General features: G+C 42.3%; 14 protein-coding genes. 10 read left to right on the top strand and 4 right to left on the bottom strand.

Annotated elements, in window-relative coordinates; translation table 11 throughout:
• Position 1: 1 nt before the first annotated feature.
• The gene (locus ACYQ3L_RS12470) at positions 2–892 is read right to left on the bottom strand and encodes a GLPGLI family protein (RefSeq protein WP_379997064.1); all 891 of its coding nucleotides are present in this window, start codon (positions 890–892) and stop codon (positions 2–4) included.
• A gap of 147 nt (positions 893–1039) precedes the next feature.
• Positions 1040–2020 carry a ketoacyl-ACP synthase III gene (locus ACYQ3L_RS12465; protein WP_379997062.1) on the bottom strand — a complete coding sequence of 327 codons (981 nt, stop codon included), beginning with the start codon at positions 2018–2020 and terminating at the stop codon, positions 1040–1042.
• A 982-nt stretch (positions 2021–3002) separates the two neighbouring features.
• Between ACYQ3L_RS12465 and ACYQ3L_RS12460 the strand changes: the two genes are divergently transcribed.
• The 9 genes from ACYQ3L_RS12460 (at position 3003) to porD (ending at position 11263) form a co-directional block, all read left to right on the top strand.
• On the top strand, positions 3003–3602 hold the full coding sequence (locus tag ACYQ3L_RS12460) for a riboflavin synthase (RefSeq protein ID WP_379997060.1): 600 nt from the start codon (positions 3003–3005) through the stop codon (positions 3600–3602).
• A gap of 1 nt (position 3603) precedes the next feature.
• Positions 3604–4158: a nitroreductase family protein gene (locus ACYQ3L_RS12455; RefSeq protein WP_379997058.1), complete on the top strand. Its 555-nt coding sequence runs from the start codon at positions 3604–3606 to the stop codon at positions 4156–4158.
• 17 nt (positions 4159–4175) lie between these two features.
• The gene (locus ACYQ3L_RS12450; RefSeq protein WP_379997056.1) at positions 4176–4796 is read left to right on the top strand and encodes a DUF2238 domain-containing protein; all 621 of its coding nucleotides are present in this window, start codon (positions 4176–4178) and stop codon (positions 4794–4796) included.
• 30 nt (positions 4797–4826) lie between these two features.
• On the top strand, positions 4827–5765 hold the full coding sequence (locus ACYQ3L_RS12445) for a DMT family transporter (protein WP_379997054.1): 939 nt from the start codon (positions 4827–4829) through the stop codon (positions 5763–5765).
• Positions 5766–5915: 150 nt separating this feature from the next.
• Complete coding sequence (locus ACYQ3L_RS12440; protein WP_379997052.1) at positions 5916–6425, top strand: hypothetical protein; 510 nt, start codon at positions 5916–5918, stop codon at positions 6423–6425.
• Between the two features lie 10 nt (positions 6426–6435).
• Entirely contained in the window at positions 6436–7509 is a 1074-nt protein-coding gene (mnmA, locus tag ACYQ3L_RS12435) for a tRNA 2-thiouridine(34) synthase MnmA (protein ID WP_379997050.1), read from the top strand.
• A 91-nt stretch (positions 7510–7600) separates the two neighbouring features.
• Positions 7601–8236 (top strand): trimeric intracellular cation channel family protein, encoded by a 636-nt coding sequence (locus tag ACYQ3L_RS12430; RefSeq protein WP_379997048.1) that lies wholly within the window; start codon positions 7601–7603, stop codon positions 8234–8236.
• A 141-nt stretch (positions 8237–8377) separates the two neighbouring features.
• Positions 8378–10363, top strand: coding sequence for a PorE family type IX secretion system protein (gene porE / locus ACYQ3L_RS12425; RefSeq protein ID WP_379997046.1), 1986 nt, complete (start codon positions 8378–8380; stop codon positions 10361–10363).
• Entirely contained in the window at positions 10364–11263 is a 900-nt protein-coding gene (porD, locus tag ACYQ3L_RS12420) for a type IX secretion system protein PorD (RefSeq protein WP_379997044.1), read from the top strand. It abuts the gene before it with no gap.
• Positions 11264–11275: 12 nt separating this feature from the next.
• Here porD and ACYQ3L_RS12415 read toward each other — a convergent pair whose 3' ends face one another.
• Positions 11276–12028 (bottom strand): TrmH family RNA methyltransferase, encoded by a 753-nt coding sequence (locus ACYQ3L_RS12415; RefSeq protein WP_379997042.1) that lies wholly within the window; start codon positions 12026–12028, stop codon positions 11276–11278.
• 32 nt (positions 12029–12060) lie between these two features.
• Positions 12061–12453, bottom strand: coding sequence for a VOC family protein (locus tag ACYQ3L_RS12410; RefSeq protein ID WP_379997040.1), 393 nt, complete (start codon positions 12451–12453; stop codon positions 12061–12063).
• A gap of 114 nt (positions 12454–12567) precedes the next feature.
• On the opposite strand from ACYQ3L_RS12410, the gene tamL reads away from it, so the two are divergent.
• The gene (gene tamL, locus ACYQ3L_RS12405; RefSeq protein ID WP_379997038.1) at positions 12568–14976 is read left to right on the top strand and encodes a translocation and assembly module lipoprotein TamL; all 2409 of its coding nucleotides are present in this window, start codon (positions 12568–12570) and stop codon (positions 14974–14976) included.
• Positions 14977–14978: the final 2 nt, after the last annotated feature.

Here is a 14978-nt window from a genome sequence, read left to right as displayed (position 1 = left end):
TTTATTCGGTTTCTAAAGACAGATACTCATTATTATTCTTTTTCTGTATCATTATTACATTGCCTCCGTTAACATTTATGGCAGTGCCTCCCGATTGTTTTTTCTTTAATTTATCGAGGTCTTTTATACTGGCCTTCAAATAATCTTCCTGTGCCATTGTTATATCGACCGGATTATCAAGATTCTCCAACCCTATGATCTCAAATGAGAATAGATTTTCTGAATCTGAAACTTTCATTATCAATCCCGGTAATCCGTGGAACTTCCAGGGACCTTCATTTACGGGAATATCGGGACTGAACCATGCTTCGTAATCCCGTCCGCGAAATTCCGTAGTCGCTTTCTGGCATATATAGCCCAGTACGGTCAGTGTATCGGTAGATATATCCCATTGTTGCGCAGGAATTGTTTCCGTGCATTTGTATTTCTGAGGATCACTTTCCGCTCTGTCAATTGTAATTATTTCTCCTGCCGGGCGTTTTTTGAATAACTGAGCCGTCTCCCCTTTTGTCGTAGAATCGAACATTGCCCCGCCTTTGTTATCCAGCACGGACATATCCGCGTCTTTCATTATGGATATGCTCTGTATTGTAGACGGGTTTAGCTTATTGCGCATGAAGTCGGTAAATAGTGAGTCCCGCTTGATACGTGCAGCATCGTAATACCGGGAAACTTTCTGCCCGATATCCAGAGTCATCGTATCTGATTGCCGATGTATTTGCTTATCAACTGTTACCGGCTGGGTGAATTTGTAGTAACACCGGACTGTGGCGACATCGAGCTTTTCTTGTTGAATATCTCCTTTATCTATTTTACGGACAGACACCGCCTGTTGTGAACACACAGTTGCTGAAAGAGCAGATAGTGCCAATAGTAAGATTGTCTTTTTCATATTGCGATATTAATTAGTTACCCCGCAAATTTAGTCTAAAAAACTAGACGACAAAACAAATTGTCTATTTTTTTAGACATAAAAATGAAGATAAAAGCGAAGGAAATGGATTCGATTTCGTTTCCTTCTCTGAATCAGTTGGATATCTCATTCTTTCTCGATCATATTTTGCAGGCATATTCCGGCACAGGTCAATCCTCCACCGAAGCCAATCAACAGCAAGTTGTCACCTGGCTTTACTTTACCCGATTCTATGCCATTATACCAGGCTATAGGAATGGATGCGGCGGAAGTATTACCATAGTTTCTGATGCTCTCCAGACACTTGTCCATCGGGACATTCAGCCCTGAACATACCGATTCGAGGATGCGGATATTTGCACTGTGTGGTATGAACCAGTCTATATCGCCCGGTTTCAGATGATTCTTGGATATCAGTTCCTGTATTTTATCAATCAAGGTGCTTACCGCCCATTTGAAAACAACCTTGCCATTTTGGTGCAAATTGCGGTCAGGGATTACAGGTTCTCCGTTTATCGGGACATTCTGGTGCGCCAGATACAGGTCTTTCCCATGCGAGCCATCCGTCCCGGTCAGCGCATCAAATATATGGTTTTCGTCACAGGCTTCCACTACAACGGCTCCTGCACCATCTCCGAACAATATACAGGAGGTACGGTCGGTAAAATCCGTGATTTTCGAAAGTGTTTCCGCCCCTATCACCAGCACTTTTTTATGCGTGCCGGCAGCTATCAGCCCTTTGGCCAGGATAATACCATACACGAATCCTGCACAGGCAGCATAGACGTCTATACATCCCGCGTTCGGTATGTTCAGCCGCGTTTGCACCTGACTTGCCATGCTGGGCATGACCTGTTCGCCACTGGTGGTGGCTACAATGATAAAATCTACATCCGACAAATCCTTATTGTACCTAACCGAAAGGTTTTGCGCAGCTTTTACACAGAGGTCGCCGGTATATTCGTTCCCGGCTGCATAAAACCGCTGGCTGATACCTGTACGGGTGGTTATCCATTCGTCACTTGTATCTACTATACTTTCAAAATAATGGTTGTCTATCCGTTTTTCAGGGACATAAATCCCTATTGAATTAATTATTGCATTCATTTGTTATACGTTAATTGTAATAGTTAAAAAAAAGTTACACTTCTGACACTTTTTACGTATTTTTTGTCTCTCTTTTTATTTTCTTTGAGATGATCTTCTTTGTGTACTTAGTGTACCGCATGGAAAACAATACTTTATACAAAAGACTCTATATAAAAGGTAACAAAGGTAACACTTATTTCAGTTAACAGTGAACAGTAAACAGTAAACAGTATTTCATGCAGAGATGCTAAGACGCAAAAGGTAACAAAGGTAACAGTCTTTTTAGCCTTTGTGCCCTTTGTGATTTCCTTCGTGTACTTAGTGGTTAAATCTCTTTACCACAAGGGGCACAAAGATTTACACAAAGAGCACTATACAAAAAGTAACAAAGGTAACAGATATATCAGTTAACAGTAAACAGTTAACAGTAAACAGTGAACAACTCGTATCTGGTATCTTGTCTACTCGTAACCCGTAACTGCCCGAAGGGCGCAGTAACTCGTAACTATATCAAAAAAGTTACAAAAGTTACACTTTTTCCATTATTTTCTATCTGTCACTTTTTTCCCTCTCTGTAAGTCCCCCCTGGGGAAACAACGTTCGGCGGAGCCAATTTAGGGGGCTTCTTCAATATTTCAAAGAGCTATCAGCCAAAGGCTATCGATTCCGACTATATAGATAAAGTTTTTTTAGTTATCCGCATATTTCCTTTTAATAAAACGGAAAAGTAATCAGAGTCATGAGCTGGATTTTAATATCCGATTCTTTTCTACTACGCGCAATCGAAGATTGCTTGTATTCCTTTTGGCCAATGCCAAAAGGAACATCCTGACGGAACGAAGTGGAGCTGAAAACAATCCGGCATTAAAACTCAGCTACTGATTCGCATAACTTATAACTTTTCCGTACCTTTGTACGACTAAAAAATAATAGAACTAACCCAGGGCCTGTTTAAATTTGAGCGAAAATTTTTCTTAAGGCTTTTTAAAATAAAGATATCATGTTTTCAGGTATAGTAGAAGAAGCGGCAACAGTAGTTTCGTTGCGTAAAGAAGCAGAAAATCTGCATATAACAATGGAGTGTACCTTCACCCATGAGTTGAAAATAGACCAGAGTGTTTCACACAACGGAGTATGTCTTACAGTAGTGAATATAGATGATAACAAATATACGGTCACTGCTATCAAGGAGACGCTGGAGTGTTCCAACCTCGGTTTATTGCAGGTAGGCGATAAGGTCAACCTCGAACGCAGTATGCTGATGAACGGCCGCCTCGACGGACATATTGTCCAGGGACATGTAGACCAGACAGCCAAGTGTGTCGAAATAAGGGAAGCCGATGGCAGCTGGTATTTCAAATTCGAATATGAGTTTGACCGTGAAATGGCCAAGAAAGGTTATCTGACGGTAGATAAAGGCTCTGTAACCGTAAACGGTGTCAGCCTGACTGTAGTTGACCCTACCAATAATACATTCGAAGTAGCTATAATTCCATACACATACGAACATACCAATTTCCATCAATTTAAAGTAGGTAGTGTGGTAAATCTGGAATTTGATATTATAGGTAAATATATCAGTCGTATTACACAATTGTAATATGGATAAAGATTTTTTTTACAATCTTGTAAAACAACGCCAGAGCACCCGTGCTTATGATACTACACGCACGGTTGACCGTGAGATCATAGCCCGCATACTGGAAGCTGCACGTCTGGCGCCTTCAGCCTGTAACGCGCAGCCGTGGCATTTTATCGTGGTGGATGAACCCGGACTGAAAAACAAGGTGGCAGATGCGGCGTCAGCCCGGTTGCTGGGCATGAACCATTTTACCAAACAAGCACCTGTACATATTATAATAGTAGAGGAAAAGGTGAATATAAGTTCAGGTATTGGCGGTATTGTGAAAGATAAGCATTTCGCCTTTCTTGATATCGGTATTGCAGCCTCTCATATCTGCCTTGCGGCTGAAGCCGAAGGACTGGGTAGTTGCATACTCGGTTGGTTTACCGAATCAAAAATGAAGAAACTGCTGAATATCCCTGATAACAGACGTGTGGTACTCGATATAGTTATCGGTTATCCCGCACAGCCGTTGAGGGAAAAGAGGCGTAAACCAACAGAGGAAGTTATTTCTTATAATACTTACAAATAACAAACTACATACGCTCAATGGAAAAGAAACACTGGATATTTCTTGTCATATTCCTTATAGCAGGCGTCTGGTCGGGCATCAACCCTTACGAAACGGGTTTGTGGTTCATGGAAGCAGGAATGTGCATCGCCGGTGTGGCAATACTTGCCTTCACTTTTAAGCGGTTCCGGTTTATGGATATGGCTTATGTCTTTATCCTTATCCATTTTATTATCCTTTTTGTTGGCGCGCACTATTCCTATGCGAAAGTTCCTTTGTTCGACTGGATAAAAGAAGTATTTGACCAAAGCCGCAACAATTATGATAAAGTAGGGCATTTTGCGCAAGGCTTTATTCCGGCTATGATTGCCCGTGAATTGCTTATCCGCCTCGATGTGCTAAAAAAACGTTCCTGGTTGCCATTTATAGTTGTCAGTATCTGCCTTGCCATCAGTGCCTTTTACGAACTGACAGAATGGTGGGTAGGCGCATTGTCGGCCGATGGTGCCGAGGATTTTCTCGGTACTCAGGGATATGTCTGGGATACACAGTCAGATATGTTTTGCGCCATGCTTGGAGCTATCTGTATGTTGATATTCTTTTCAAAATTGCAGGATAAACAGATAAGTAAATTAGCAGACAGGCAAATTAACAAATGAATTCATCATTATTAATTATTAATTAACTCAATGACTCTTTCACAGAAACAACAGGGACATATTATCATGCTTGTTGTGATGACAGTTTTCGGACTGAACATCCCCATCAATAAGTATCTGTATAGTACCGGGCTTCTTACGCCAATAGCTATGACAATGCTTCGTATGGGCTTTGCTGCCATTGCTTTCTGGATAGTATCGTTATTCACGAAAAAAGAAAAAGTAGACAGGCGGGATTTACTCATACTGTGCATAGGCGGTATTTCGGGTATGCTTATCAATCAGAGCCTTTTTGCATACGGACTGGGGCAAACATCATCTGTAGATGCATCCATAATAACTACCAGCGGCCCTTTGTTTGCGATGATACTGGCGGCAGTGTTACTCAAAGAACCCATTACCTTCAAAAAAGCAGGCGGCGTGTTGCTCGGTGGGCTGGGTGCCATATTCTTGGTCTATACATCCAATCAGGTTGTTACAGCGGGTCAGGGGTCAGCTCTGGCGGGGGATATCGCTGTACTTAGCGCGCAGTTATTTTACGCGTTTTATCTGGTGATTACACGTCCGCTATCGACCAAGTACTCCCCCATTACGATGATGAAATGGATGTTTCTCTTCGCCGCTCTGATTAACCTGCCTGTCAGTTATGATGCAGTATTCGCAGCGCCACTGTTCCATCAGCCGGATGTAATACCGTATCTGATGCTGTCGTTTACATTACTGGGAGCTACATTTTTCACCTATATGATGATTCCTTTGGCTCAGAGGCGTATCAGGCCTACTACGATCTCCATGTACAATAATATGCAGCCGCTCATTGCTTCCGGCGTAGCCATATATATGGGAATGGACCGGTTTACATTCGAAAAATTACTGGCAGCCATATTAATCTTCGGAGGAGTATATCTGGTTACGGCCAGTAAATCGAGAGCTGATGTAGAGAGAGAGTCCAAAACAGAACAATCGTAGGCCTGTACCCTGACTTTCTGAAAAATAAACCGTATTTTTGTACCTTGGTTGAAAATATTTAAGTAAAATATCGTAGTTCAAACTTATAACAGCCAGTTATTGTTATATCTGGACAGCTAATAAATAGGTCTGTAACTATTGTTGATAAAAATGAAAAAGATACAAATTTTATGCTTGTTCCTGCTATTGCCTTTTACCTGTTCAGCACAATTTATAGGTATCGGGGCGCAGTATGCAGATGCCAAGGGGAAAGGAAATGATTTTCAGTTCGCGGCCAACGCGTCTTTTCCTGTATGGCATAAAAAAAATCCGCTCAATTCGTTTGTATCCAGCGGGATAGATTACACAGGGGGAAGTTCTCCTGTTGCCGGGTTGAACCTGAAGCCGATACAATTGACATCTTTCCTGAGCGAATCCTTATTTAATAATAACAAAGCGACAATCCTGGTTGGTTGTGATGCCGGATACCTCTTCAATTTCAGGCATGGAAAGGACGGGGTTGTGATCACGCCGAATATATATGCCGATTACAAATTCTTTTTTGTAAAAGCCGGTTATGACTTTAATGTGACAGGTAACGAACAACAGTTCTTTATCAGGGCGGGATTCTGTTTTGGTATGGGAACATTTAAAAACTTTGTGAAAACAGAAATCTGGTAGGTAGATAATAATGAAAATAGCAGCATTGGTATCGGGCGGGGTAGACAGTTCTGTAGTAGTACATCAGCTAAAGGAACAAGGTTACGACCCTACGATATTTTATATACGCATAGGGATGGAAGACGAGCAGGGCTATATCGATTGCCCCGCCGAAGAAGACATTGAAATTACAACCTATATAGCAAAAAAGTATGGTTGTAAAATGGAAGTTGTGTCCCTGCACGAAGAATACTGGGAAAATGTGGTGAGTTATACAATAGACGCTGTAAAGCGGGGGTTGACCCCTAATCCGGATATGATGTGCAACAAGATGATTAAGTTTGGGTGTTTCGAGCAAAAATGGGGGCATGAATTTGATAAGATTGCGACAGGGCATTATGCAACAACTACCGAACTGAACGGTAAGACATGGCTCTCTACTGCGAAAGATCACGTGAAAGACCAAACCTACTTTCTCGGACAGATAGATTACCTGCAGGTATCCAAGCTGATGTTCCCGATAGGTGATTTGCTGAAAAGCGAGGTGCGGGCCATTGCCGCGCAACAGGGACTGCCGTCGGCACAACGCAAGGATAGCCAGGGGATTTGCTTCTTGGGTAAAATAAATTACAATGATTTTATCCGCCGCTACCTGGGTGAACACAAAGGCAAGATCGTGGAGCTGGAAACAGGCAATGTACTCGGAAAACATGACGGCTACTGGTTTCACACTATCGGCCAGCGTAGAGGTCTGGGACTTAGCGGCGGCCCGTGGTTTGTGATAAAGAAAGATACAAAGCGCAATATCGTTTATGTTTCTAATGGTTACGATCCTGAAACTCAATATGGCAAAGTGGTAAATCTTGCGGGATTCTCATTCATTACAGAAGATATCTGGGGGGATTTTGAAGGACGGAAAGACATCTCCTTCAAGATACGCCATACACCTGAATTTACCCATGGCTATGTAGAAAAGATAGGCGACCTTTATCGCATTCATTCCGATGAAAAGATACAAGGCATTGCAGCCGGACAATTCGGTGTGGTCTATGACGCGGATTCCAAATTGTGTATTGGCAGCGGGATGATTGCCAATGAGGAATAAACTAATGTGCCAATATACTAATTGTGATACTTATTTGCATATCAGCAAATAAACTTATAACTTTTCACTCATAACTTTTCACTTAAAAACCATGTTTCTCTTTGATGACCTTGCGAAAATACAGCTTGTCGATATAATCGAATTTCTGGGAACAATTGCATTTGCTATCAGTGGTATCCGTCTGGCTTCGGCTAAACGGTTCGACTGGTTCGGAGCAATAGTTATCGGTTTCGTCACCGCTACCGGAGGCGGTACTTTGCGTGACTTGTTGCTGGATGTGCCTATATTCTGGACACAGGCCAGCCGCTATATATGGTGTACATTGTTTGCCTTTCTAGTTGTACTGTGTTTTCGTAAATTTCTGGTACATCTTAACAATACGATTTTCTGGTTCGACTGCATCGGGCTGGGACTATTTGTAGTAGTAGGTTACGAAAAGGCTTTCGCTCTCGACTATCCGGTATGGGTATGTGTGTCTATGGCCACTATCACAGGTATTGTAGGAGGTATGATACGCGATATTCTGATAAATGAAGTTCCTATTATTTTCACACAGGAACTTTATGCTGTCGCCTGTATCCTGGGAGGAATTTTGTTTAGCGTCCTTCATTATCTGAATGTGGATCTGGCTGTAATAGAAATCTCTACGGCTGTGTTTGTGGTTGTGATAAGAGTACTGGCTACGAAATACCGTCTGAAACTTCCCATACTAAAGGGGGAGGACTAGTTAATAAACATGATGATTCTCACTGTCATAAGCAATATTAAAAGGATAAATGAGTTATATTTGTATTATATAATTTCAAAATTTCAAGATTTATAAAATCTGTATTTTGAAACATGAAATCTTGAAATCCTTAAAAGCATCTTGAAAAGATATATTTACTATACATTAAGTTCGATAATATTACTCGCATACTTAGCTTCGTGCAAATCGGTGAAACTGGAAGATGCCGATAAAAAATTTGCACAGGGAGAGTACTTTGTTGCTGCCGATATGTACCGTAAAATATACCGTAAAACACCCGCCAAGAAACGTGAACTCCGGGGTGAAGTGGCTCTCCGTATGGCTGAAAGCTATCGTCTTATAAATTACCCGATGAGGGCAAACGCAGCATATGCCAATGCTATACGCTACAAGGTAAATGACAGTACGGTCACTCTTCAGTATGCCCGTTCTCTTCACAAGGCAGGCGACTATAAACAGGCGGCAAAATATTATCAGGAATTTCTTCAACTATATCCGGAAAATCAATTTGCCCTGAATGGACTGGAAGGTACAAGACTGGCCCCGTTATGGAAAGCCAAGCCTACATTACATCCCGTCAAACGTATGGACTTGTTTAACTCCAACAGAGGCGAATTCAGCCCGATGCTACTGCCTCCCGATTACGACCAGGTTTATTTTTCATCCAATCGCAAAGAAGCCACGGGCGATACTATCAGTGGAATAACAGGTGCGAAACTAAATGACATTTTCATGTCCCGTAAAGACGAAAACGGTAACTGGATGAAGGTAGAGCGTGTAGAATCGTCTATTAATACCGAATCGGATGAAGGAACACCATCATTTACCACAGCAGGGACAACAATGTATTATACGCATACTCCGGTTCCCGATTCGGTAGGAATATTCTTCCCGGGTATCTATGTATCACAACGTTCGGGCGGCTCGTGGGGTGCCGGTACCAAACTGGAAATAAACAGGAGGGATACTCTCAGTGTGTATGCCCACCCTACGATAAATTCGACGGGAGATGTACTTTATTTTGTATCCGACAGGACAGGTGGATATGGAGGAAAAGATATATGGAAAGCAACTTTAGTCGGCGACCTGGTAGAATCTGTCCAAAACCTCGGGCCGGATATAAATACGGCAGGAGACGAAATGTTTCCTTATCTGCGCAATGATTCCACTCTCTACTTTTCATCCGACGGACACCCGGGGATGGGAGGTCTGGATATATTCAAGGCATCATATAATTCTGCAACCGGACGATGGAGTCCGGAAAACATGCAGTCTCCGGTCAATTCACAGGCAGACGATTTCGGTATCACCTTCGAGGGAGAAAGGGAAAGCGGGTTCTTTAGTTCCAACCGCGGCGACGGGAAAGGTCTCGATCATATCTATTCATTCGAATATCCTGTAATCAAAACACTTGTAGAGGGCTATATAGTAGATACCGATGACGAGTTTGTCACCAATTCCACTATCCGCGTCGTAGGCCGCGACGGAACGAATAAAAAGTTTCCGGGTAAGAATGACGGGACTTATACTCTCGATGTCGCGCAGGGTGTTGATTATGTATTCCTTGCCAGTGGCACAAATTATCTGAATACCCGCATGTCATTGAAGACTGTGGAGATGGAAAAGGACTCCACTTATCTTGTCGACTTTATTCTGACTCCGATAAACAAGCCTGTAGTGCTGGAGAATATATTCTATGATTTTGATAAAGCTACTTTACGCCCCGAATCGAAAGAGGAACTGGATGGGTTGATAGATTTACTGAATCTGAATCCGAATGTAACTATTGAATTGTCAGCGCATACCGACCGTAAAGGTTCGGATGAATATAATAACAGGTTGTCACAGCGTAGAGCTGAGTCGGTGGTCAATTACCTGATTACAAATGGTATAGCCAAAGACCGCTTGACTGCTGCCGGTAAAGGGAAAACCCAGCCCAAGACCGTAACCAAAGCGGTTGTCAAGAAATATGATTTTCTGAAAGAAGGAGAGGTCTTAACCGAGCAATTTATACAGGAATTGCCGCCTGAACAACAAGATACGGCCGATCAGGTAAACCGCCGTACAGAGTTCAGGGTATTGAGTATAACTTATAATTTGGAATAAATGAAAAGGTTTATCCTGTCTTTTTTACTGGTTGCCGTATATTTTTCCGTTTTGCAGGCGCAAGAGCTGAACGCGAAGCTGACTATAAATACGCAGCAGGTTCCTTCTGTCGATAAACAGCTGTTCTCTTCGCTGGAGTCTGAACTTAATAAGTTATTAAACGAACAGAAGTGGACAGATACCAATTTCAGCAGGAATGAGCGTATAAATTGCAATGTAAGTATAAACGTAACGAGTTTTTCTCCTCCGGAAAATAACTATACCGCGGAAATACAGATTACATCCCAGCGTCCGGTTTACAATTCGTCCTATGTAACTTCGCTGATAAATTACCGGGATACGCAATTTGACTTTAACTATACCTCCGGCCTGTCACTGAATTTTAATAGCACGTCGGTCGATAACAACCTTGTTGCCGTAATCTCGTTTTATGCTTATATTATTATCGGTCTCGATTTCGATTCCTTTTCCCTGAATGGCGGCAAACCTTATTTTAGTAAGGCCATGGAGATAGCTAATATGTCGCAATCTTTAAGTGCGAAAGGATGGGAACCCTTCTCCGGGAAGAATAATAACCGCTATGATTTAGCTTTGGCACTTACAGAAGAAAGCTCGTCTCCTTTCCATAATTTCTGGTATGACTATCATCGCACGGGGCTGGATGAGATGGCGGCAAATGCGTCGCGTGGCAGGATACGCATTATAGAGTCGATCAGTGATGTACGGAAGTTATATGATGCCCGTCCGTCTTCGGTATTACTCAGTGTTATAGCTGAAACGAAGATCGACGAAATTGTCCGCGTATGTTCTCAGGCAACACCGGAGGAAAAACAAAGTATGAAAAAGACATTAAGCCAGATGTTCCCTACAAAGAGCTATAATATAAATATGCTGAAATAAAGGTTCTGCACCTTATTTACTTCTCCTTCTGAACTCCGCGCATACTATTGCTGTGGCTATCGCCACATTCAGCGACTCGGATGTAGTATTTCCTCCGGGGTAATCCGGAATATAAAGTTTCTTGGTAATCCGCTTCTCTATATCGGGACGGATACCATTGCCCTCATTTCCCATTACAATAATGCCATGCGGGGTAATATCCTGTTCATACATATTCCTGCCGTCCAATAATGTCCCGTAAACCGGAATGTGTTTATTACTATCAAGAAAACCGGCTAAATCGACACAATGAATGATAACGCGAGCCAATGCCCCCATTGTTGCCTGCACAACTTTCGGATTGTAGATATCGGCTGTGTCGTGCGAGCAAAATATGTGTTTTATCCCGTACCAATCGGCCAGACGGACTATTGTCCCCAGATTTCCGGGGTCCTGTATCCCATCGAGGGCCAGTACGAGTTGGTTATTAATATCTACAGTTTCCTGATGTTCCGGTTGGTGGAAAACAGCAAGCACCTGTTGCGGATTCCGAAGAAAACTGGCTTGCGCCAGCTGGCTTTCGTTCACTTCCGTTACTTCTTCAATGTCCGTTACATCCAATTCTGATAAAAAGCCGGGCAGCGCCACCAATAGCCGGCACTTCATATAGGGTAGTAAATCATTTACCAGTTTATCTCCCTCGGCGACAAAAGTGCCATATTCGGTCCTGAACTTTTTCTCTTTCAGCGAGCGTATATATTTTAACTTACTCTTACTTAGACTCATTGCTATAAAATTACTTATCAGATTTTCCGGAATTATTTAAACAGGACTTCCAGACGGTTTCCTTCCGGATCTAACGTTTCGAATTCATAATATCCGTCTCCGGTCATCCGTGGCCCCCGCAGTACCGGATAGCCTGCTTCCTGTAATTCTTTTGCCTTGTCATCCACCTCCTGCCCCGAATTTACGGCAAAAGCCAGATGGATATACCCCTTATACTGAGCGATGCTATCATTCAGGTTATCAGGAATATCGGCACGGTGCATCACCTCCAGTTGCGAACCGGAACCGAAAGTAAGGAAATAGCTGCTGTATCCGTTTGTTTTGTTTACATATAACTTATTGGCTGTTGCACCGAAGTGACTGATATAATATGATTTGATTTTTTCAATGTCAGCCACCCAGATAGCTGTATGATGTAGTCTCATATCCGGTTCTTTTTTAAAATTTAAACAGTTTCTTAGGACAAAACTACAAAAAGAAACAATTAAAACCCTAAATTTGTCGTTCATTTGATAAATACTATATCTGTTAGTTTTCCAATGAGGTATAAAATAATAGCTTCTGCGCTTGTTATCAGTTTTTGCGCTATTCTAGTTCAATCTTGCAGTTCCACAAAATTTGTTCCCGACGGAGAATATTTGCTGGAGAGCGCTGTTGTGAAGAGTGATAAGAAAGTTATACCCACCTATGAAATGGAAACTCATATAAAGCAAAAACCAAATTTTAAGACTTTTTCAATCTTTAAGTTGCCACTTTTCATTTACAATCTGGCCGGGACTGATACTACCAAATGGATAAGCCGGACATTGATACATGCGGGAGATCCGCCTGTACTCTACGATAGTTCGATGGTACATCTGACCGTGAATAATCTGGAAAGGATAATGACTAACAAAGGTTATCTGAATGCAGAAGTAACACCTATCATCGATTTAAATAAAAAGACCGCAAAGATAACATACGATATAAAAGCAGGAGAGCCTTTCCGGATCAGCAATTACAGGATAGATGTAAACGACAGTGTCATGTCCAATCCGATACTGATAACGCCTCCCTCACGCAGAAATGAAAACAAGAACGGGATGATACATCCTCCGCTGAGTATAGATACCATACTTAGAAGAAACAGCCTGGTAAAGAAAAATTCCATATTCGACCTCGATATGCTCGATCAGGAAAGGGACCGGATTTCTTCTATTTTCAGAAGAGCGGGTTATTTTGCTTTTAATAAAGAATATATTGGCTTTGAAGCAGATACAACATTGCGCAAAAATAATGTGGAACTGGATCTTACTATATTCCCTTTTATGCAGGGTACTGCCGATGGACAGACCACAACCGTACCACATCGTCAATACAGGGTAAAAGCAGTAGAGTTGTATGTTGATTATAATCCCCTGGAGGACGGCGATTTGAGCCAGTATAAGGAAACAACGGTTTACGAAAGAGGCGGTTATAAAATAAAATACGGACCCAGAGGGGAATATATAAAACCGAATGTAATACTCAACAATTGCTATATTACCCCGGGAAGCCTGTATAACGAAACCCTGACAGCAATGACATACAGCGCCTTATCTCAACTGAAGATTCTCAAAAACGTAAATATTACATGGGAGAATGACTCTACCGACCTGCGCTGCATAATCACCTGTGTACCGGACAAAAAACAGGGAATCTCGGCAGAAGTGGAAGGCACCAATTCGGGAGGCTTCTTTGGCCTGGGCGCGGGAGTGGGCTATCTGCACCGGAATGCATTTAAAGGTTCGGAACAATTCAGTGCCCGTTTGCGCGGCGCTTACGAAGCTATTACACCAAATTTCTCCAGCTTTTATAAGAATTATTTTGAGATCGGAGGAGAAACGACCCTTACGTTTCCCCGTTTTATGTTCCCCTTCCTCAAACGTGATTTTAAAAGAAGCATACATGCCTCTACACAATTCAATACAAGTTATACATTCCAGCGAAGGCCGAAATTCTTCACTCGTACAGTCCTGTCGGGAGGAGTGAAATATATATGGCAGGACCGCAGGTTGTCTTTAAACCGGCATATATTCGATCTGATAGATATCAGTTATGTACATTTGCCTCAAAGTTCATTAGATTCTGCGTTTTACAATAACCTGTCGGCTGCCGCCCAGCAATATAGTTTCAATGACCATTTTATTATGAGTATGGGATATACATTTTCCCGGTCGAATATTGCCAGCCCCACCAGACGGAACCAACCGGTCTATTCTATACGTGCATCTATAGAGACTGCCGGCAATGTGCTGGCTCTTGCAGCGGCTATTGCAAAAGCAAAGCCAAACGAAATGGGTTCTAAGCAGATATTCGGAACTAATTTTGCCCAATACGTCAAGGGCACGGTTGATTATAGCAAGACCTATCAGGTGGATGAGAAAAATTCGTTTGCCTGGCATGTCGGAGGAGGCATTGCCTATCCATATGGCAATAATGAGCAGATACCTATACAAAAACGTTTTTTCTCAGGGGGAGCCAATAGTGTAAGAGGATGGTCTGTCAGGGAGCTGGGACCAGGTTCATATTATTTTAAACCATCTGAAACCGGCGATGACAACGACAAGGACAATTTCTATTACCATTCGGGAGATATCCGTTTCGATGCCAGCATCGAATACCGCAGCAAACTGTTCTGGGTATTGGAATTAGGTGCTTTCATCGATGCCGGGAATATATGGACTGTAAAAGAATATGAAAAACAGGAAGAAGGCAGTTTTAAAGTGGATAAGTTCTATAAGGAAATAGCAGTTGCATGGGGACTTGGGCTCCGTTTCGACTTCGATTATGTGCTTATCCGCCTCGATTGCGGCTGGAAAGCATATAACCCGTCGGGCGATCCTGCGACAAGGAGATGGCCAATTTCGGAACCTTTTAAAATCAAGAAAAATACAGCATGGCATATTGCGGTGGGATATCCGTTCTGATA

This window comes from Dysgonomonas termitidis (genome assembly GCF_054657735.1).
Note: the sequence above shows the minus strand (reverse complement) of the source record. Positions and strands in the feature narration are given on the sequence as shown.